Raw genomic sequence first — 20,839 nt, forward strand, 5'->3', positions numbered from 1 at the left:
AGGCTCCGGTGCTACCGGACGGAATTACGGCGCAGGGGTCTCGCTGCCCCACGGCGCCGGCGGCAAGGCCACCGGCTTGCTCAGATCGAACACCACTTGGAAGTGGCGCCCGCCGGGACGGGTCAATTCGTAGACGAAACGCTGGTCCGGCTCGACCTCCATCGCCCACGTGTTCTGCACCGAGGCGAGCATGTCGGCCTTGCGGAACATCGCCACCGAGTCCGAATCCACCGGGAATGACTGACGTTGCGCGGTGCCTGGCGGCTTGCTGTCGCCGCCATACAGCGTGACCGCATCCGGACTGCCGTCTTCGTGGCGGTGATCGTGCTTGAGCCGCAGCCCATTTTCGGTGCGGCTCAACACCCAGGTGCGCGAGTGGTCGTCGCCGACATGGAAGGGAATCCGCAGCTCATGTGCCGGATCCTCACAGCCACGCACATGCATGACCAGCCGTTTGCCCTCGAAGGGATCGGGTGCATCGGTGCGCGGCTCGTTGACCGCGATGCGGCCTTCGAACGCCTTGCCGCAATGCGCAGCGACGGCAGCCATGAAGGCATCGGACGGCGCCATGGAGACTTCATGGCCGACGGTATCGTTGGAGCCACTGCAGGCGGTGATCGCCAGTGCAGCCGCCAAGGGAAGAAGTTTGACTACATTCATGGCCCCACCCTAACGGGCGCGAACGACCAGCGCAAACCATGCGTCCAGCCCCACCGCGACGCGCGCACGCGCACCCGCAGCGCTGCAACCAGGGCTTCATCCCCCCTGTGTTATGGTCGGTCACGTGACTCGTTCGCCTTCTTCCCCACGAAGGACGCACGCATGTTGCGGTTGACCGCCCTGCTCGCCGGCGTGGCGCTGTTGCTGACCGGCAGCGGCCTGCTCGGCACTCTGCTGGCGGTGCGCGGTGGTGAGGCCGGCTTCGGTGCCGGTACGTTGGGGTTGGTGATGTCCGGCTATTTCGCCGGTTTTTTCATCGGCACCTTCTTCGCCCCCTCGCTGATCGGCCGCATCGGCCATATCCGTGCGTTTGCCTTCTTTGCCGCCCTCGCCGCCATCGCGGTGCTGCTGCACCCTCTGTGGATCAATCCCGTGGGTTGGGGCGTGCTGCGCATCCTCACCGGCATCGCACTGGTCGGCCTTTACACGGTGATCGAGAGCTGGCTCAACGCCGAGCCCGACCCGCGCCTGCGCAGCCGCGCTTTCTCGCTTTACATGGTGGTCAACCTCTCGGCCCTGGCGCTCGGCCAGGTGCTGCTGATGCTCGGCGACGCCGGCGCGACATCGATGTTCATGCTCACTGCGATCCTGGTCTGCGCGGCGGTATTGCCGGTCACCGCTACGCGCCTGCGCCCGCCGGAAATTCCCTCGGTGCCGCGCCTGAAGCTGGCGCGGCTGTATGCGATGGCACCGGTGGCGACGGTTGCCGCCGGCCTCTCCGGCCTGGCGATGGGCGCGTTCTGGGGCCTGCTGCCGGTCTACGCCGGCGAGGTCGGCCTGGATGGCAACGGCGTCGCTCTGTTCATGCTCACCGCCATCGCCGGGGGTGCCTTGCTGCAATGGCCCTTGGGCCACATCAGCGATGGACATGACCGCCGCAGCGGACTGGTCGCACTGAGCCTGGCCGCGGCCGGAATCGCCGTGGTGGCCTCCTTGCCGATGATCCAGCTGCAGACCCATCTGCTGTTCGGGCTGTTCTTCTTCTACGGCGGGCTGGCCTTCGCGCTGTATCCCTTCGCGGTCGCGCACATGCTGGATTACCTGCCGCGCGAGGACCTGCTGTCCGGCTGCTCCAGCCTGCTGCTGGTGCATGGTGTCGGCGCGGCGCTCGGCCCCGCGCTGGCCGGTGCAGCCATGCAGCGTTTCGGTGCGCCGGCACTGCCGCTGTACTTCGCGGTGGTGCTGATGCTGCTTGCGCTGTTCACCACCGCGCGCCTGCTCAGCTTCCAGCGCCTGCGCACGCATCCGGTCGGGTTCCGGCTGATGCTGCGCACCACGCCGTCGGCGCTGGAGCTGATGCCCGAGACCGACACCGCGCCGCCGGATTCCGATTCCCCCCTCCCCTCTGACTCCGATAAGGAAGTGCATTGACTGTTTCGACACCGACCTCCCTCACTCCAACCCGTACACCGCCGGCCCCGCCGGCACCGCAACTGATCCTCGCCACCGATCTGGATGGCACCTTCCTCGCCGGCGATCCCGCCGCGCGCCATCGGCTCTACCGGCTGGTCGACCAGCACCCCGGCATCCGCCTGATCTTCATCACCGGCCGCGGCCTGGAAGCGGTGATGCCCCTGCTCTCCGATCCGGCCATCCCGCGTCCGGATTACGTGGTCTGCGATGTCGGCGCCACCGTCGTCGACGGCCACACCCTGCAGCCGCTGCAGCCCCTGCAATCGATGATCGATGCGCACTGGCCGGGCGAGCAGGTGGTCGCCGCAGCGATGCGCCCGTTCACCGCGCTGCAGCGCCAGGACGTTCCGCAGGAACGCCGCTGCTCGTACTTCTGCGATCCCGACACGCTGGCGCCGCTGCGCGCGCAGATCCAGGCTGCCGCACAGGCGCTGGGCTGCGACGTGCTGTACTCGGCCGACCGCTACCTGGACATCCTGCCGCCCGACACCGACAAGGGCCGTACCCTGGCCGCGCTTGCGCGCCTGCTGGAACTCCCGCGCGACCGCATCCTGGTGGCCGGTGACACCCTCAATGACCTGTCGATGTACACCTCCGGTTTCCGCGGGGTGTGCGTCGGCGATTCCGAGCCGGCACTGACCGCCGCCACCGCCGACCTGAAGCACACCTACCACGCGCAGGCGCCCGGCTGCGGCGGCATCCTCGAGGCGATCGAACAGTTCGGCCTGCTCGCCGATGACGATCCCTTCCTGCGCCCGCCGGCACAGGCGCGCGCCGACGGTGCGGACCTGGTGATGGTCTACCACCGCCTGCCCTTCGATGAAGTGATGGAAGACGGCGTGCTGGTGCAGCGCCCACCACGTTCGCCGAACGGCATCATTCCCTCGCTGCTGAGTTTCTTCGAAGGCGGCCAGAAAGGGTCGTGGGTGGCCTGGGGCATCGACGAGCCCAAGCGCGGCCCGTTCCAGACCCATCTGGCGGTGGATGCCGAGCGCTACCCCACCCTGACCGCCGCGCGCGTGCCGCTGAGCAAGCAGGAGGTGGACATCTTCTACAAGCGCTTCTCCAAGGAAGCGTTCTGGCCGATGCTGCATGTGTTCTGGGAGCGCGCGAAGTTCCGCGAAGATGACTGGCAGGTATTCCTGAAGGTCAACCGCAAGTTCGCCGAGGCCACCGCTGCCGAAGCCGCGCATGGCGCGACCGTGTGGATCCACGACTACAACCTGTGGATGGTGCCGGCCACGCTGCGCGAGCTGCGCCCGGACCTGAAGATCGCGTTCTTCCACCACACCTACTTCCCCTCGGCCGATGTGTTCAACGTGGTGCCGTGGCGCCGCGAGATCATCGGCAGCCTGCTCAGCTGCGACTACATCGGCTTCCACATTCCGCGCCAGGTGGAGAACTTCGTGGACGTGGTCCGCGGCGCCATGCCGGCCGAGCGGCTGGCCTGGGAAAGCTGCGCGCCGCGCTTCCTCACCTACGGGTGTGCCGTCGGCCTGGACACCATGACCACGCGCCTGCGCGTGGGCGATCGCGAAGTCGCGCTCGGTGCGCATCCGGTCGGCACCGATCTGCGCCGCATCCACAACGTGCTCGCGCGCAGCGACGTGCGCAACGACATCTTCAAGCTGCGCCGCGAGATCGGCGCGCGCAAGCTGGTGCTGTCGGTGGAGCGGCTGGACTACACCAAGGGCACGCTGGCCAAACTGGAAGCCTTCGAACGGCTGCTGGAACAGCATCCGGATCGCCAAGGCAAGGTCACCCTGCTGATGATCTGCGTCCCCGCCGCGCGCGAGATGACCATCTACCGCACGCTGCAGAACCAGATCGAACAGGCGGTCGGGCGGATCAACGGGCGCTTCTCGCGGCTGGACTGGACCCCGGTACGCTTCTTCGCGCAGGCGTTGCCGTTCGAGGAAGTGGTGGCGCATTACGCGGCCGCGCAGGTGATGTGGATCACTCCGCTGCGCGATGGTTTGAACCTGGTGTCCAAGGAGTTCGTGGCCACGCAGGGCATCGAAGGCAGCAACGGCGTGCTGGTGCTCAGCGAGTTCGCCGGTGCGGCCGCTGAGCTGAAGGGCGCAGTGCTGACCAACCCGCATGATCCGGCCGATCTGACGGCCGGGCTGCTGCAGGCGTTGTCGATGCCCGACGACGAAGCGACCGGCCGCATGCGGCAGTTGTTCGGCAGCGTGGAGTACTACGACGTGGACCGCTGGGGCCGGGATTTCCTGGAGGCGGTACGCAACAGCCACCCCGAAGGCTGACGCGGGAACGGTGGTGCCGGCGGCGGGCCGGCTCCAGGCGGTGCCGGTTCATGGGTAGTGCCGGCCGCTGGCCGGCTCCAGGCGGTGCCGGCGGCGAGCGATCACGGCCGTGGACGGTGACGGCTTCATGGGGAGCCGGCCAGCGGCCGGCACTACCCTCAGTGCGCACCGACCAACGGTCGGTGCCTACCGGGTCTGCATTGCCGAACCGTCGGTGCCTACCGGGTCTGCATTGCCGAACGGTCGGCGCCTACCTTTCGTGCGCCGGCCAACGGTCGGTGCCTACCGGGCGGCGTGGTCTACCCGGCGTGCTGCATGATGCCTTCGGCGATCACCGCGACCTGGCGCAGCACATCGTTGCGGCCGGCATCATCGACCGTCGCGCCCTGCAGGTAGCTGGTCAGCACCCACGGAGCGCCGCCGGCGAGCGGCCACAGGATCGCGATGTCGTTGGTGGTGTCCTCGCCATTGCTGCCGGTCTTGTCTCCGACCCGCCACGCCTTGGACAGCCCGGCGCGCAGGCGCGCATCGCCGGTTTCGTTGTCGATCAGCCAATCGGCCAGCTGCTGTTTCGAGGCGGGCTTGAGGACGTCGCCGAGCACGAAACGCTGCAGGCTGGCCGCCATCGCGGCCGGGCTGGTGGTGTCGCGCGGGTCGCCCGGGGCGAAGCGGTTCATCTCCGGCTCGAGCCGATCATTGCGGGTCACCGCGTCGCCATTCGCGCGCAGGAACGCGGTCACGCCGGCCGGCCCGCCAACCACGCCCAGCAGCAGGTTCGCCGCAGGATTGTCGCTGGTGATCACGGTCGCCCGGCACAGGTCACGCACCGTCACGTCCTTGCCGATATGCCGCGTGGTTACCGGGGCATGCGAGAGCATGTCCTGCTGGCGCACGGCCACGCGCCGGTCCAGCGAGAGCCTGCCCTGGTCGGCCAGATGCAGGACAGCCGCGGACAACACGAACTTGAACGTGCTGCACATCGGGAAGCGTTCGTCCTGCCGATTGCCGGTGCGCCAGCCGGTATCGGTGTTGAGCAGGGTCACGCCCAGGCGCCCGCCGCTCGCGGCTTCCAACGCCGCGAAGTCCTTCGCCGCGGCGACGGATGTCGGCGAGGGCAGCGGGGTCTTGGCAAAGGCGGTAGCGGCCAATGCCGAGGCGGCGGCCGCGCCGGTCCATTGCAGGAACTGTCGTCGAGCGATCATGCGGTTCTCCGTGGCGAAGGCCTGAGTATTGGCAGGTTGCGGCGCCGCCACCAGCGAGGATTTTCAGCGGGAGCCATTACCTGCCCTCACGTCTACGGGGACCAACCTCTGGGAATGAACGCAGGAATTGCCCTCATCCCTGCCAGCTGCTCCCCGCAGCAGCCCCCTCAGTGCGAAGATGCATCACTCCTGCTCACGGCTCGGCCCATGCTCCGCCCCCAGTTGCCGCTCAATGCCCTGCGCGCCTTCGAGGCCGCTGCACGGCACCAGAATTTCACCCGCGCCGCGTTGGAGCTGTGCGTCAGCCAAGCCGCGCTGAGCCATCAGATCCGGGCGCTGGAGGACCGGCTGGGTGTGTCGCTATTCACCCGGTTGCCGCGCGGGGTCGCCCTGACCGATGAAGGAGCCCGTCTGTATCCGGTGCTCAATGAGGCCTTCGACCGCATCGCGGTAAGCCTGGACCGTTTCGTCGGCGGGCACTTCCGCGAGGTACTGAGCGTGGGCGTGGTCGGCACTTTCGCCACCGGCTGGCTGCTGCCACGCCTGGGCGATTTCAACGCGCGGCATCCGGATATCGAGCTGCGCCTGCAGACCCACAACAACCGCATCGATCTGGCCGGTGAAGGGCTGGACCTGGCGATCCGGTTCGGCGACGGCGATTGGCAGGGGCAGGTCAGCGATGCCGTACTGGAGGCACCGTTCGCGCCACTGTGCGCGCCGGCACTGGCACGTACGCTGCGGCAGCCGCGCGATCTGGCCAATGTGGCGTTGCTACGCTCCTACCGAAGCGACGAGTGGCCACGCTGGCTGCAGGCGGCCGGGGCACCGGAGCTGGAAGCGCGCGGGCCGGTGTTCGATTCGTCCCTGACGCTGGCCAGTGCCGCCGCCGCGGGCGCCGGCGTGGCGCTGCTGCCGTTGAAGATGTTCGAGCAGGACCTGGCCCAGGGGCGCCTGATCCAGCCGTTTGCACAGACGCTGGACCTGGGGCGGTACTGGCTGACGCGGCTGCGCTCGCGCGCCGAAAGCGATGCGGCGCGCAGGTTCCGGGAATGGCTGGAGGCGCAGGACGATGTGCCGACCAACGGTCGGCACCTACCGGCTGCCTGAGGGTGCCAGGTAGATGCCGACCGTTGGTCGGCATGCCGTTTACGCGTCCAGCAATTCCATCCACGTCTGCTCGGCCTTGCTGAGCAGGGTCGCGGTGGCTTCACGATCGCGGCCGAGGACTGCCATGCGGGTCGCATCGGCGTAGTTGGCCGGGTTGGCCAGCTCGCGGTCCAGGTCGGCCAGCAGCGCCTCCAGTTCGCCCACCTTGGCTTCGGCAGCAGCCAGCTTGTGGGGATTGACCGGCTTCTTCGGCGGCAGCGGCGGGGTCGGCGGTACCGGCTCCGGGGCAGCCGCGGCCATCTTCTGCTTGGTGCCCTGCGCGGCGGGACGCGAACGCAGCCAGGCGGCGTAGGCATCCAGATCGCCGTCGAACGGCTCGACCACGCCATCGGCGACGCGCCAGAACGTGTCACAGACCAGGCCGATCAGATGGCGGTCATGCGAGACCATCACGATCGCGCCCTCGAAGTCGGCCAATGCTTCGGCCAGCGCTTCGCGCATTTCCAGGTCCAGGTGGTTGGTCGGTTCGTCGAGCAGCAGCACGTTCGGCTGCTGGTAGGCGATCAGCGCCAGCGCCAGGCGCGCGCGTTCGCCACCGGAGAAGCCGTCCACCGGTTCGAAGGCACGGTCGCCGGCGAAGTTCCACTTGCCGAGGAAATCGCGGAAGGACTGGTTCGGTGCATCCGGCGCCAGGTCGCGGAAGTGCTCCATCGGCGACTGCCCTTCGTGCAGCGACTCCACGGTGTGCTGGGCAAAGTAACCGATGCGCAGGTCCGGATGCGCGGCGCGCTCGCCGCTGATCGGGTCCAGTTCGCCCACCAGGGTCTTCACCAGGGTGGTCTTGCCGGCGCCGTTCGGACCAAGCAGGCCGATGCGCTGGCCGGCTTCCAGGCCGAAGCCCACGTTGTGCAGGATCACCGAATCGGCGCCGTAACCGGCCTCGACATGGTTCAGGCGGATCAGCGAGAACGGCAGTTTGGCCGGCGGGGCGAATTCGATGCGGAACTCGCGCTCGGCGCGCACGGCTTCGGTGCCGGCCAGCTTGGCCAGGCGCTTCATGCGGCTCTGCGCCTGCGCGGCCTTGCTGGCCTGTGCCTTGAAGCGGTCGATGAAGCTCTGCAGATGCGCGCGCTCGGCCTGTTCCTTGTCGTGGGCGAGCTGCTGCTGGCGCAGCTGTTCGGCACGCTGGCGCTCGAAATCGGTGTAGCCACCGACGTACAGCTTGGCGCCGCCACCGTGCAGATGCAGGGTGTGGGTGGCCACGTTGTCGAGGAACTCGCGGTCATGCGAGATCAGCAGCAGGGTCCCCGGGTACTTGAGCAGCCACTGTTCCAGCCAGAACACCGCGTCCAGATCCAGATGGTTGGTCGGTTCATCGAGCAGCAGCAGGTCGCTGGGCATCATCAGCGCGCGCGCCAGGTTCAGGCGCACACGCCAGCCGCCGGAGAACGAGGAGACCGCGCGCGAGTGCGTCTCGGCCGGGAAGCCCAGGCCGTGCAGCAGCTTGCCGGCACGCGCTTCGGCGTCATAGGCGCCGATCTCGGCCATGCGCTGGTGGGCGGTGGCGACCGCTTCCCAGTCTTCACGCGCGGCGGCGGCGGCTTCCTCGCGCATGACAGCGGCCACCTCGGTGTCGCCCTCCAGCACGAACTGCAGCGCCGGGTCGGGCAGCGACGGGGTTTCCTGGGCCACGCTGGCGATGCGGATCTTGCCGGGCAGATCGACGTCGCCCTTGTCCGCCTCCAGCTCGCCCTTCACGGCGGCGAACAGGCTGGACTTGCCAGCGCCATTGCGGCCGACCACGCCGACGCGGTACCCCGCGTGCAGGGTCAGGTCGACGTTGGACAACAGCAGCCGCTCGCCACGGCGCAAGGCGAAGTTACGAAGGGAAATCATCTTGGGGGTCCATATAACGGAATGGAATGTGCTCGTGAGCACCTTTCCTGCGACGTAATTCTAGCGTTAACGAATACTTGACGGGCCCCGGGATGCGCGGCAGGCCTCGTTTCTCTCTCCCACGACCCTGCCTGCGCTCCCCCGGGACCCTCCTGTCAGATCCTCGACCTCACGTAAATGGTTGCTGCTGCAACGTTTTTTACGAACATGGCAAATATTTGACAAGCGATGAATATCCCGTTAATCCGTCTCTTGCGCACCGCAACAACCGCCTTCGCAGACCCGATCCTCGATGTCGTGATGTCGCTTTGGTGCAGCACCGCCCCTACCGGAGCCACATCCTGATGAACCGCAAGACCAGTACGCTCGCCGCCGCCGTAGCTGTCGCGCTCGGTATGTCCAGCTTCGCCGCCACCGCCCAGGAGGCACCCGCCCGCACGACGGCCAACACCCTGGACACCATCATCGTCACCGGTACCCGCGTAGCCGACCGTACCGTGGCCGAGTCGCAGTCGCCGATCGACATCATCACCCCCGAGGCGCTGCAGTCCACCGGCACCACCGAGCTGGCCACCGCGCTGGCCCGCGCCCTGCCCTCGCTGAATTTCCCGCGCCCGGCGCTGACCGATGGCACCAGCGGCATCCGCCCGGCGCAGCTGCGCGGCCTCTCCCCGGACCAGGTGCTGGTGCTGGTCAACGGCAAGCGCCGCCACACCTCGGCGCAGATCAACGTCAACGGCAGCATCGGCCGTGGCTCCTCGGCGGTGGACATCAACGCGATCCCGATCGCCTCGATCGAGCGCGTGGAAGTGCTGCGCGACGGCGCCTCGGCGCAGTACGGTTCGGACGCCATCGCCGGTGTCATCAACATCGTGCTCAAGGGCTCGTCCTCCGGCGGCAGCCTGGCGCTGGACGCCGGCCAGTACTCGGCCGGTGACGGCAACAAGTACCAGCTCTCCGGCGATACCGGCATCGGCTTCGCCGACGGCCGCGGCAGCGTCCATGTGGCCGGCCAGATCGTCCAGCAGGACGAGAGCAACCGGGCCGGCCCGTACCAGGGCACCGCGCCGAACACCGGCAACTTCCCCAACATCGGCCAGACCACCTTCGTGGTCGGCGACCCGCAGGTGGATGCGACCGCCGCGTCGGCCAACGCCAGCTTCCAGTTCAGCGACCACGTCTCGGCCTACGCCACCGCGATGGCCAGCAACCGCGACATCACCTCGTTCGCGTTCTACCGCTCGCGCAACAACAGCAACCAGGGCCCGCTGCTGGCCCAGACCTACCCGGACGGCTTCGTGCCGGAGATCAACCAGTACTCCAAGGACCGCTCGCTGGTCGCCGGGGTCAAGGGCGATACGGACAGCGGCTGGAACTGGGACGTCAGCTACAACTACGGCGCCAACAAGATCGATTTCCACACCCGCAACAGCATCAACTACGCGCTCGGCGTGAACAGCCCGCGCTCGTTCTACGACGGCGCGCTGGAGTACACCCAGAACATCGTCAACGCCGATGTGACCAAGACCCTGGATTGGGGCCTGGCCTACCCGGTCACGCTGTCCTTCGGCGGTGAGTACCGCAAGGAGAAGTGGGAGCAGTCGGCCGGTGAACTGAACTCCTACACCGGCAGCGGTGCGCAGGGCTTCGGCGGCTTCACCCCGCTCAACGCCGTCGACGCCGACCGCGACAACTACGCTGTCTATGCCGGACTGGAAGCCGACCTTACCGACAAGTTCTCCGCCGGCGTGACCGGCCGCTACGAGGACTACTCGGACTTCGGCGACAAGTTCTCCGGCAAGCTCTCCGCACGCTACGCCTTCACCGACAAGGTCGCCCTGCGCGCCACCGCCTCCAGCGGTTTCCGCGCTCCGTCGCTGGCCCAGCAGAGCTACCAGGCGGTGACCAGCACGATCGTCAACGGCGTGTTCGTCGAACGCGGCACCTTCCCGACCACCAGCCCTGCCGCGCAGGCGCTGGGTGCCAGCCCGCTGAAGGCCGAGAGCTCGACCTCCTACAGCCTGGGCCTGGTGCTGCAGCCGGTCGATCGGCTGTACCTGACCGTGGATGCGTACCAGATCGACATCGATGACCGCATCGTGCTCTCCACCAACATCACCACCAATGCCGCGGCCAATGCGCTGCTGGGCGGACTGGGGCTGCCGGGCGTCACTGCGTTCTCCTACTTCACCAACGGCGTGGACACCCGTACCCGCGGCGTGGATGCGGTCTCCAGCTACACGATTCCCTTCGCCGCCAGCTCGCTGGAGCTGACCGCTGCCTACAGCTACAACGAAACCGAGGTGAAGAAGTTCATCGGCTCGCCGCCGGTGTTCGGCACGCTGGGCATCACCCAGTCGCTGATCGGCCGCGATGAGATCGGCCGCATCGAGGACAGCTACCCGCGCGACAAGACCATCCTCAGCGGTACCTGGCGTTCGGACCGCTGGGACCTGAACCTGGCGGCCACCCGCTATGGCTCATTCACCGTGCGCAATTCGGCGACCGCCCTGCGTGACCAGACCTACGACGCCTCGTGGGTGCTGGATGCCTCGGCCAGCTACAAGCCGAGCGAGAACTGGACCCTGACCCTGGGCGCGGACAACATCCTGGACGAATACCCGGACCGCACCGTGGACCTGCAGAACTCCACCTGGGGCATGTTGCCGTACAGCAACTACTCGCCGTACGGGTTCAATGGTGCGTACGTCTATGGCCGCGTGACCTACAAGTGGTAACCCAAGGTAGTGCCGGCCGCTGGCCGGCAACCGCCTGATAAACCCCATGCCCCGGTTCGCCGGGGCATGTGCGTTTTGGCCGCAGGAAACCGGGATTCCGCGCATTCACCGTTCAACGCACGGGCTGTCCCGGACAGCACATGACCTGACCACGGGGACATAGCAGCATTGCACTCGCCGATGTTTGCCCGGACCGGCCGCATCGGTGAAAATCGGGGCATTCCCCACATTGCGAGCCCCGATGCACCATGACACCGACCTGATCAACATCGTGGCCGTTGGCCTTGGGCTCGCCTTCATCCTTGGCGCGCTGGCCAACAAGCTGCGTTTGTCCCCGCTGGTCGGTTACCTGGTTGCTGGCATCTGCGTAGGCCCGTTCACCCCCGGCTTCGTCGCCGACCAGGCGCTGGCCAACCAGCTGGCCGAGATCGGCGTGATGCTGCTGATGTTCGGGGTCGGCCTGCACTTCTCGCTGAAAGACCTGATGGAAGTCAAAGCGATCGCCATCCCGGGTGCGATCGGCCAGATCCTGGTCGCCACCCTGCTCGGCTGGGGCCTGGCTGCCCTGATGGGCTGGCCGGTGATCTACGGCGTGGTGTTCGGTTTCTCGCTGGCCACGGCCAGTACCGTGGTGCTGCTGCGCGCGATGGAAGAACGGCGCCTGCTGGAGACCACGCGCGGCAAGATCGCCATTGGCTGGCTGATCGTGGAAGACCTGGCCTGCGTCCTGGCGCTGGTGATGATGCCGGTCCTGGCCGGCGTGTTCGGCCCGGACGCGGCCAATGAAACCCATACCGTCGGCAGCGTGCTGGCCAGCATCGGCTGGACCTTCGTGCAGCTGGGCCTGTTCGTGGCGGTGATGCTGGTGGTCGGGCGCCGCGTGATCCCGTGGATCCTGGAGCGCATCGCCGGCACCGGTTCGCGCGAGCTGTTCACCCTGGCCGTGCTGGCGATCGCGCTGGGCGTGGCGTTCGGCTCGGCGATGCTGTTCGGCGTGTCGTTCGCGCTGGGCGCGTTCTTCGCCGGCATGCTGCTCAACGAATCGGAACTCAGCCACAAGGCCGCCAACGATTCGCTGCCGCTGCGCGATGCATTCGCGGTGCTGTTCTTCGTCTCGGTCGGCATGCTGTTCAATCCGGCCATCCTGATCGAGCACCCGTGGCAGGTCCTGGCCACCGCGGCGATCATCATGTTCGGCAAGTCCGCCGCTGCGTTCGTGATCGTGCGTGCCTTCGGCCACCCGACCGGTACCGCGCTGACCATTTCGGCCAGCCTGGCGCAGATCGGCGAATTCGCCTTCATCATCGCCGGCCTCGGCGTGACCCTGAAGATCCTGCCGCCGACCGGGCAGGCGCTGGTGCTGGCCGGTGCGTTGATCTCGATCATGCTCAACCCGCTGGTGTTCGGCCTGCTCGACCGCTGGCTGCTCAAGCACCAGGAAACCGCCCCGACCACGGTGGAGACCGAGCTCCCACCCGGCCCCTCGCTGGACCTGCACGACCATGCCATCGTGATCGGCTACGGCCGCGTCGGCAGCGCGCTGGCGCAGGTGCTGCGCGACCGTGGCGTGCCGGTGATGATCATCGACGACAACAAGGAACACGTCGCCGAAGCGCATGCGGCCGGCCTGCCCGGCATCCGTGGCAGCGCCGCCTCCGACCGCGTATTGGCCGAAGCACATCCCGAGCGCGCCAAGATCGCCGTGCTGGCGATCCCGCAGCCGCTGGAAGCCGGTGAAACCCTGGCCAAGCTGCGCGCGCTCAATCCCGGCCTGACCCTGCTGGCACGTGCGCACAGCGATGCCGAGGTGAAACACCTGCTCGCCCACGGCGCCGATGGCACGGTGATGGCCGAGCGCGAGCTGGCCTATTCGCTGGCCGAGATGGTGATGTCCACCCCGCCGTACCGCACGATGAGGCAGCAGCACAGCATTCCGGTGGTGTGAGGGACGCTACGCGACCGGCACGCAGATATCCGCACGCAGGATCGCCTCAGGGACCTCTTCCGGATCGTCGAGGTAGTGGTAATACAGCTCGGCATCGCGCAGCGTGTGGCCGCTCTCGGGCAGCCAGTCCCGCAGCAGCACGTCGGTGGCGGCCTCCAGCCCTGCATAGCTGCCCACATGGCGCAGCACCGCATACGCGCCTCCGCCCAGCGTCAGCGCACGCAGCGGCGCCGGCAGCGCGTGCGGCGTGCGACCGAACCCCATGCCGCAGTCGAACACGCACTCGCGCACCGGGACATCGCGGTGATCGGTGCGTGCGATGCCGACCAGCTGCTGCAACTGCTCGGCCCAGCCCTGCTCGGCCGCCCAGGTAAAGATCTCGCCGAACGCCTGGTCGAGATCATCGAAGGCGCCTTCCCTGCGCAGCGCGACCACGTCGAAGGGTTCCAGTGTAGTCACTGTCACCTGCAGGGGTACCGCGTCGCCGCTGTGATCGCCGGCCGGCAGCGACAGCTGCTGCTGCCAGTGGCTGCGCAGCCCGGCATCCTCGCGCAGGGTACTCGGCGTGGCATCCAGCGCCTGGCGGCAGGCACGGGCCAGCGCCTGCGGACTCTCATAACCGACATGCAAGGCGACCTCGGTGACCCGGCTGTCCGCCTGGCCCAGCAGCGTCAGCGCCTGCAGCAGGCGCAGGCGGGCCACGGTACGCCCGGGGGTTTCGCCGGTCAGCGCGCGGTACAGACGATGGAAGTGGAACGGGGACTGGTGCGCAATCGCGGCCAGTGCCTCCAGATCGGGCAAAGGATCGCCAGCGCGCAGGCACGCCTGCAGATGGGCGATGACGCGGTCGATACCGTGGCGCTGGCGTACCTGGGCAATGCGGCTCATGGCGGGCTCCATCTCGGGGTGACGCTCAGCGTGCGTCGTGCCCCACCCCGGCGCGTGGCCGATCTTGCGCAGTTGGGGAATCGTCAGCCGATCCTAACCCTGCCGGTAGAGCCACGCCAAAAAACCCCACGGCAGCCGGCCCGCACCGGCCGCCGTGGGTCCTGCCTCTACGCCTTGGCCAACGCCTGCTCCAGGTCCGCCAGCAGGTCATCGATGTGCTCGATGCCCACCGACAGCCGTACCGTGTCTTCGCTGACGCCCGCCTTTTCCAGCTCGGCCGCATCCAGCTGCCGGTGGGTGGTCGAGGCAGGGTGCGTGGCCAGGGATTTGGCATCGCCCAGGTTCACCAGGCGGGTGAACAGCTGCAGCGCATCCAGGAAACGCGCGCCTGCCGCGCGACCACCGGGCAGGCCGAATGTCAGCACGCCGGAGCCGTGGCCGCGCAGGTACTTCTGCACCAGCGCATGTTCGGGGTGGTCGGGCAATGCGGCGTAGTTCACCCAGGCGACCTTGGGATGCCCCTGCAGATGGTTGGCCACGGCCAGGGTATTCGCGTTGATCCGGTCCAGCCGCAGCGCCAGCGTCTCGATGCCCTGCAGGATCAGGAAGGAATTGAACGGCGAGATCGCCGCGCCGGTATTGCGCAGCGGCACCACCCGCGCCCGACCGATGTAGGCAGCCGGGCCGAGGGCTTCGGTGTAGACCACGCCGTGGTAGCTCACGTCCGGCTCGTTCAAACGACGGAAGCGCTGCTTGTGCTCGGCCCATGGGAAGCGCCCGGAGTCGACGATGGCGCCACCCAGGCTGGTGCCATGCCCGCCGAGGTACTTGGTCAACGAATGCACCACGATGTCCGCGCCGAAGTCGAACGAGCGCTGCAGGTACGGCGTGGCCACCGTGTTGTCGACGATCAGCGGCACGCCATGCGCATGCGCGATCTTCGCCACCGCCTCGATGTCGGTGATGTTGCCGCGCGGGTTGCCGATCGACTCGACGAACACCGCCTTGGTGCGGTCATCGATCAACGCACCGAACGCCTGCGGATCGCGGTAGTCGGCAAAGCGCGTCTCAATGCCGAACTGCGGCAGCGTATGCGCGAACAGGTTGTAGGTGCCGCCATACAGCGCGCTGGCCGAGACGATGTTGTCGCCCGCTTCGGCGATGGTCTGGATCGCGTAGGTGATCGCCGCCTGTCCCGAGGCCAGCGCCAGCGCGCCGATGCCGCCCTCGAGCGCGGCGATGCGCTGCTCCAGCACGTCCGTGGTCGGATTCATGATGCGGGTGTAGATGTTGCCCGGCACCTTCAGGTCGAACAGGTCCGCGCCGTGCTGGGTGTCATCGAAGGCGTAGGCCACGGTCTGGTAGATCGGCACCGCCACCGCGCGCGTGGTCGGGTCGGGCCGGTAGCCGCCATGCACGGCGATGGTCTCCGCGCGCCACTGTGATTCGGGACTGCCGTGTTCGGACATCGCATCGTCTCCAGGTGAATGCCGACGATACCGAACAAAAAACCCCCGCCGAGGCGGGGGTTCATGCCAAACCAGCATGGTCTGAGGCGCAACGGTTATCAGGCCGCCGGCGCGTGCGGGGCTCAGCCCTTCACGAACACCAGCTTGCCCTCGGCCGCATCGACGCGGATCACATCGCCGTTGAGGAACTCGCCGGACAGGATTTTCTGCGCCAGCGGATTCTCCAGCTGCGACTGGATCGCACGCTTGAGCGGGCGGGCGCCGTACACCGGATCGAAGCCGACGTTGCCCAGCAGCTCGAAGGCGGCGTCGCTGACCTCGATGCGCAGGCCACGCTCGGCCAGGCGCTTCTCCAGGCCCTGCATCTGGATGCGGGCGATCTGCTTGATCTGCACCTTGTCCAGCGGATGGAACACGACGATGTCGTCCAGGCGGTTGATGAATTCCGGGCGGAAATGCGCCTGCACCACGCCCATCACCGCCGCCTTCATCTGCGTATAGGCCTCCGGACTGTCATCGCTGCTCATGTCCTGGATCTGGTGCGAGCCCAGGTTGGAGGTCATCACGATGACGGTATTGCGGAAGTCCACCGTGCGGCCCTGGCCATCGGTCAGGCGACCGTCGTCGAGCACCTGCAGCAGGATGTTGAACACATCCGGATGTGCCTTCTCCACTTCATCCAGCAGGATCAGCGAATACGGGCGACGACGCACCGCCTCGGTCAGGTAGCCCCCTTCCTCGTAGCCCACATAACCCGGGGGCGCACCGATCAGGCGCGCGACGCTGTGCTTCTCCATGAACTCGCTCATGTCGATGCGGATCATCGCGTCGCTGCTGTCGAACAGGAACTCGGCCAGCGATTTGCACAGCTCGGTCTTGCCCACGCCCGTCGGGCCAAGGAACAGGAACGAGCCGCTCGGGCGATCCGGATCGGACAGGCCCGCACGCGAGCGCCGCACCGCATCGGAGACCACCTTGATCGCCTCTTCCTGGCCGACCACGCGGTTGTGCAGCACCTCTTCCATGCGCAGCAGCTTGTCGCGCTCGCCTTCCAGCATGCGGTTGACCGGAATCCCGGTCCACCGCGACACCACCTCGGCGATTTCCTCGGCGGTGACCCGGTCCTGGACCAGCTTGAACTCGCTGGTTTCCACTTCCTGCGCGGCAGCCAGCTGCTTTTCCAGCTGCGGCAACTGCCCGTACTGGATTTCGCTCATGCGGCCGAAGTCCTGGCGGCGCTGCGCCGACTCCAGCTCCAGCTTGGCCTGCTCGATCTGCTCCTTGATCCGGGTCGCGCCCTGCAGCGTGGCCTTCTCCGACTTCCAGATCTCGTTGAGATCGGAGAACTCGCGCTCCAGCGCATCGATGTCGGTTTCCAGATCGGCCAGGCGCTGGCGCGACGCGTCATCCTTTTCCTTCTTGAGCATTTCGCGCTGGATCTTGAGCTGGATCACGCGCCGCTCCAGGCGGTCCAGTTCTTCCGGCTTGGAATCGATCTCCATGCGGATGCGCGACGCGGCTTCGTCCATCAGGTCGATGGCCTTGTCCGGCAGCTGGCGATCGGCGATGTAGCGGTGCGACAGCGTGGCCGCCGCGACGATCGCCGGGTCGGTGATCTCCACGCCATGGTGCACGGCGTACTTTTCCTTCAGCCCGCGCAGGATCGCGATGGTGTCTTCCACGCTCGGCTCGCCCACCAGCACCTTCTGGAAGCGGCGCTCGAGCGCGGCGTCCTTCTCGATGTACTTGCGGTACTCGTCCAGCGTGGTCGCACCGACGCAGTGCAGCTCACCACGCGCCAGGGCCGGCTTGAGCATGTTGCCCGCATCCATCGCGCCATCGGCCTTGCCTGCGCCGACCATGGTGTGCAGCTCGTCGATGAACAGGATCACCTGCCCCTCGCTCTTGGCCAGGTCGTTGAGCACGCCCTTCAGGCGTTCCTCGAACTCACCGCGGAACTTGGCGCCGGCGATCAGCGCGCCCATGTCCAGCGAGAGCACGCGCTTGCCGCGCAGGCCTTCGGGCACTTCGTCGTTGATGATGCGCTGGGCCAGGCCTTCCACGATCGCGGTCTTGCCCACGCCGGGTTCGCCGATCAGCACCGGGTTGTTCTTGGTGCGGCGCTGCAGGACCTGGATGGTGCGACGGATTTCCTCGTCGCGGCCGATCACCGGATCCAGCTTGCCACTCTCGGCGCGCGCGGTCAGGTCGATGGTGTATTTCTCCAGCGCCTGGCGCTGGTCTTCCGCATTTTCCGACTGCACGGTCTCGCCACCGCGCACCTTTTCGATGGCGGTTTCGATCTTCTTCTTGTCGGCACCGGCGGCGCGCAGCGCCATGCCCAGGGTGCCGCCATCGTCGACCGCGGCCAGCACGAACCACTCGCTGGCGATGAAGGCATCGCCGTGCTGCTGGGCCAGCTTGTCGGTGTTGTTGAGCAGCCGGTTCAGATCGTTGCCGATCGACAGGTTGCCTTCCTGCCCGGAGACCTTGGGCAGGGCCTCCATGGTTTCGTTCAAACGTTCGCGCAGTACCGGCACGTTGACGCCGGCCTGGGCGAGCAGCGGGCGCGTGCTGCCGCCCTGCTGGTCCAGCAGCGCGCTGAACACATGTACCGGTTCGATGATGTTGTGGTCGCGGCCCACGGCCAGCGACTGCGCGTCGGCCAGCGCCTGCTGGAAACGCGAGGTGAGCTTGTCCATCCGCATGATTCTTGTCCTCGATGTAAACGGGAGCTGGCCTTGCCAGCACTCTCTGTCAGATGCGGTTACGCGGGCGTGTTTCAAGGGTGGATGAGATGCCGATTCAGCCATCGTCGGCCTTCGCACAGCCTTTCCGCCCCCGCCCGCGCGGGCCTTCACGCGCTGGGCGGCCGCTCCAGCACAGGCGGCGCGGCCGCGCGCGGCACCAGGCAGCCAAGGCTGGCGGGCAGGTCCAGCACTACGTCATAGCCCCCGGTGACGCCGTAGCCGATCCGCCACGACGACGGGAACAGGTCCGGCGGCTGGAAGGCGATATCCACCGGAATCGCCGCCACCGTGTCGGTGATCTGCAGCGGCGTGCTGGCCGGGGCGTACTCGATGTCCTCGGCGCCGCGCGTGGTGATCACGTTCCGGCGCTGGATCGCCGCGGCCGGCACCGACGAGCGCGGCGCGCCGCGCATCTGGAAGGCCCCGTGGAAGCCGGTATCGACCAGCATCAGGTGGTGCTCGCGGCCCCGGATCGGATAGCGGGCCTGCTGGAACGGCCCCCACAGCGACGAGGTGTAGACCATCCGGCGCGTGCAGGCAGCCGGCGTGTGCGACCCCAGCAGCGTCAACGTTTCGCGGGACAGCCGGACCGGTCCCAGCGCGCGCAGCACGTCCAGGCCGATCAGGTTGATCTCGCGCGCGGCTTCGCTGTTGAACGACACATCGCGCACGCGCTGGCCACCGAGTTCGATATCGATCGGCGCGGCCAGCCCCGCCTGCTGGATCTCGTCCCCGACGATGCGCGACACCACGAAGTTGCCGGTAACCACCAGTCCCAGCGATTCGGCCAAGGCGCGGCTGATATGCGAGCGCGGCGCACCGGTGTCGATGATGAAAGGGGCTTCGTGGGCGACGACAGCGCCATCGCGCCTGCCATGCAGCGTCACCGTCACCGAGGGCAGCTCATTGCTGAACTGGATCGGGACCTCCACGTCCTGCGCGCGCCCGGCCACCGGCAGCGCGCTGCGCGGCCAGGCGGTGAACGCCGCGAACGCGGGCCGGGTGACATCGGGCACTTCATCACCGGGCGCGAGCATCGGCACGATGGTGCGCTGGTAGTCCTCGCGCACACGCAGCATCAGCCTCGCCCACTGCGCGATGTCGCCCTCGATCAGCGCATTGCCGGCCAGGGTGGATTCGCACAGGAAGGCCAGGCCCTGTAGCGCCGGCGGTGCATCGGCGGTTTCGGCCAGGCACTGGCGTGCGGCACGGTTGGAGGCATCCAGCTCTCCACGGACGCGGTGGTAGCCCGCCGCGCCGAGATGGCGGCGCGGGCCGGACGCCCCGCTCATGTCGCGCAGCGTCATCAGCTCCGCGCGCAGCACCGCATCGCTGTAGCCGAACCCATCGTGGAGCGCCACCGGATCGGCCGCCACGGTGACCGGCAGCATCGCCACGCACGCGCCCAGTACCCACATCCGCATCCCGTACTCCCGTCGACGTCCCCGCTCGACCCTAGCACGGGAACCACGCTGCGCTCACGCCTGCTTTCGTCGGCGAGGGCGATGCTGGGGGCCGGTTCCGCACGGAGTGACTGCATGCATTACGAACTGTATTACTGGACCGGCATCCAGGGCCGCGGCGAGTTCGTGCGGCTGGCGCTGGAAGACGCTGGTGCAGGCTACACGGACATGGCGCGCGTCCATGGTGATGCGGTGATGCAGCCGTACCTGGATGGCAAGGTCGAAGGCCTGCAGCCGTTTGCCCCGCCGTTTCTGCGCACCGGGCGGCAGGTGATCGCCCAGGTCGGTGCGATCCTGGATCATCTGGGCCCGGAACTGGGCCTCGTTCCCGATGCCAGCTCGCGGCGACAGCAGGCGCTGCAGCTGCAGCTGACCATCGCCGATCTGGTCGCCGAAGTGCACGACACCCACCACCCGATCGCTGCCTCGAAGTACTACGACGACCAGAAGCGCGAAGCCAAGGCGCGCGCCGAATCGATGCGCGGCGAGCGCATGCCGAAGTTCCTGGGGTATTTCGAGAACGTGCTCAAGCACAACGGCGGCCGGCATCCCCTGCGCGAGCATTCCTACGTCGATCTGTCGCTGTTCCAGCTGCTGAGCGGGCTGGAGTACATGTTCCCGCGCCGCATGCAGGCGCTGTGGCCGACGCTGCCGCAGCTGCGCGCGTTGAAGGACCGCGTGGAAACCCGGCCCAACATCGCCGCCTACCTGGCCTCGGAACGGCGCCTGGCCTTCAACACCAACGGCATCTTCCGGCACTACCCGGAGCTGGATGGCGAAGCCTGATCCCTCGCCGGCCCGCCTCCACCCGGTAGCTCACGACCGCTGGTCGTGAGCGCAGGTTGGGTCGTGAGCCGGTAGTGCCGGCCGCTGGCCGGCTCCGGTAGTGCCGGCCGCTGGCCGGCTCCGGTAGTGCCGGCCGCTGGCCGGCTCCGGTAGTGCCGGCCGCTGGCCGGCTCCGCAGTGGCTCCGCAGTAGAGC

Annotated in this window: 13 protein-coding genes; 6 read left to right on the forward strand and 7 right to left on the reverse strand. The window is 67.6% G+C overall.

All coding sequences use genetic code 11. The features are described 5' to 3' along the window. Window positions 1–24 precede the first annotated feature (24 nt). The gene (locus tag ABE434_RS10875) at window positions 25–660 is read right to left on the reverse strand and encodes a hypothetical protein (RefSeq protein ID WP_346478833.1); all 636 of its coding nucleotides are present in this window, start codon (window positions 658–660) and stop codon (window positions 25–27) included. Window positions 661–822: 162 nt separating this feature from the next. Here ABE434_RS10875 and ABE434_RS10880 point away from each other — a divergent pair, with 162 nt between their 5' ends. Together ABE434_RS10880 and ggpS are read left to right on the forward strand one after the other, a co-directional pair. Continuing rightward, window positions 823–2,091 (forward strand): MFS transporter, encoded by a 1,269-nt coding sequence (locus tag ABE434_RS10880; RefSeq protein WP_346478834.1) that lies wholly within the window; start codon window positions 823–825, stop codon window positions 2,089–2,091. A 62-nt stretch (window positions 2,092–2,153) separates the two neighbouring features. Continuing rightward, complete coding sequence (ggpS, locus tag ABE434_RS10885; RefSeq protein WP_346478847.1) at window positions 2,154–4,400, forward strand: glucosylglycerol-phosphate synthase; 2,247 nt, start codon at window positions 2,154–2,156, stop codon at window positions 4,398–4,400. Between the two features lie 299 nt (window positions 4,401–4,699). On the opposite strand, the gene blaL2 is transcribed toward ggpS, so the two are convergent. After that, on the reverse strand, window positions 4,700–5,602 hold the full coding sequence (blaL2, locus tag ABE434_RS10890; RefSeq protein ID WP_346478835.1) for a L2 family extended-spectrum class A beta-lactamase: 903 nt from the start codon (window positions 5,600–5,602) through the stop codon (window positions 4,700–4,702). Between the two features lie 207 nt (window positions 5,603–5,809). Between blaL2 and ABE434_RS10895 the strand changes: the two genes are divergently transcribed. Continuing rightward, window positions 5,810–6,709, forward strand: coding sequence for a LysR family transcriptional regulator (locus ABE434_RS10895; RefSeq protein WP_346478836.1), 900 nt, complete (start codon window positions 5,810–5,812; stop codon window positions 6,707–6,709). A 39-nt stretch (window positions 6,710–6,748) separates the two neighbouring features. Here ABE434_RS10895 and ABE434_RS10900 read toward each other — a convergent pair whose 3' ends face one another. Then, a complete protein-coding gene (locus ABE434_RS10900) occupies window positions 6,749–8,605 on the reverse strand; it encodes an ABC-F family ATP-binding cassette domain-containing protein (RefSeq protein ID WP_346478837.1) in 1,857 nt (618 codons plus the stop codon). Window positions 8,606–8,949: 344 nt separating this feature from the next. On the opposite strand from ABE434_RS10900, the gene ABE434_RS10905 reads away from it, so the two are divergent. Next, window positions 8,950–11,343, forward strand: a complete 2,394-nt coding sequence (locus tag ABE434_RS10905; RefSeq protein ID WP_346478838.1) for a TonB-dependent receptor — start codon at window positions 8,950–8,952, stop codon at window positions 11,341–11,343. Between the two features lie 241 nt (window positions 11,344–11,584). Further along, window positions 11,585–13,288, forward strand: coding sequence for a YbaL family putative K(+) efflux transporter (gene ybaL / locus ABE434_RS10910; RefSeq protein ID WP_346478839.1), 1,704 nt, complete (start codon window positions 11,585–11,587; stop codon window positions 13,286–13,288). 6 nt (window positions 13,289–13,294) lie between these two features. Here ybaL and ABE434_RS10915 read toward each other — a convergent pair whose 3' ends face one another. From ABE434_RS10915 to ABE434_RS10930, 4 genes are all read right to left on the reverse strand, one after another. Beyond that, complete coding sequence (locus tag ABE434_RS10915; RefSeq protein ID WP_346478840.1) at window positions 13,295–14,176, reverse strand: AraC family transcriptional regulator; 882 nt, start codon at window positions 14,174–14,176, stop codon at window positions 13,295–13,297. Window positions 14,177–14,343: 167 nt separating this feature from the next. After that, the gene (locus tag ABE434_RS10920; protein WP_346478841.1) at window positions 14,344–15,645 is read right to left on the reverse strand and encodes an aminotransferase class I/II-fold pyridoxal phosphate-dependent enzyme; all 1,302 of its coding nucleotides are present in this window, start codon (window positions 15,643–15,645) and stop codon (window positions 14,344–14,346) included. Window positions 15,646–15,767: 122 nt separating this feature from the next. After that, window positions 15,768–18,353 (reverse strand): ATP-dependent chaperone ClpB, encoded by a 2,586-nt coding sequence (gene clpB / locus ABE434_RS10925; protein WP_346478842.1) that lies wholly within the window; start codon window positions 18,351–18,353, stop codon window positions 15,768–15,770. A gap of 149 nt (window positions 18,354–18,502) precedes the next feature. Further along, window positions 18,503–19,819 (reverse strand): retropepsin-like aspartic protease, encoded by a 1,317-nt coding sequence (locus ABE434_RS10930; protein WP_346478843.1) that lies wholly within the window; start codon window positions 19,817–19,819, stop codon window positions 18,503–18,505. Window positions 19,820–19,933: 114 nt separating this feature from the next. Between ABE434_RS10930 and ABE434_RS10935 the strand changes: the two genes are divergently transcribed. Beyond that, window positions 19,934–20,644 carry a glutathione S-transferase gene (locus ABE434_RS10935; RefSeq protein ID WP_346478844.1) on the forward strand — a complete coding sequence of 237 codons (711 nt, stop codon included), beginning with the start codon at window positions 19,934–19,936 and terminating at the stop codon, window positions 20,642–20,644. Window positions 20,645–20,839: the final 195 nt, after the last annotated feature.

The organism is Stenotrophomonas sp. TWI1183, assembly GCF_039673115.1.
GTDB classification, from domain to species: domain Bacteria; phylum Pseudomonadota; class Gammaproteobacteria; order Xanthomonadales; family Xanthomonadaceae; genus Stenotrophomonas; species Stenotrophomonas maltophilia_AA.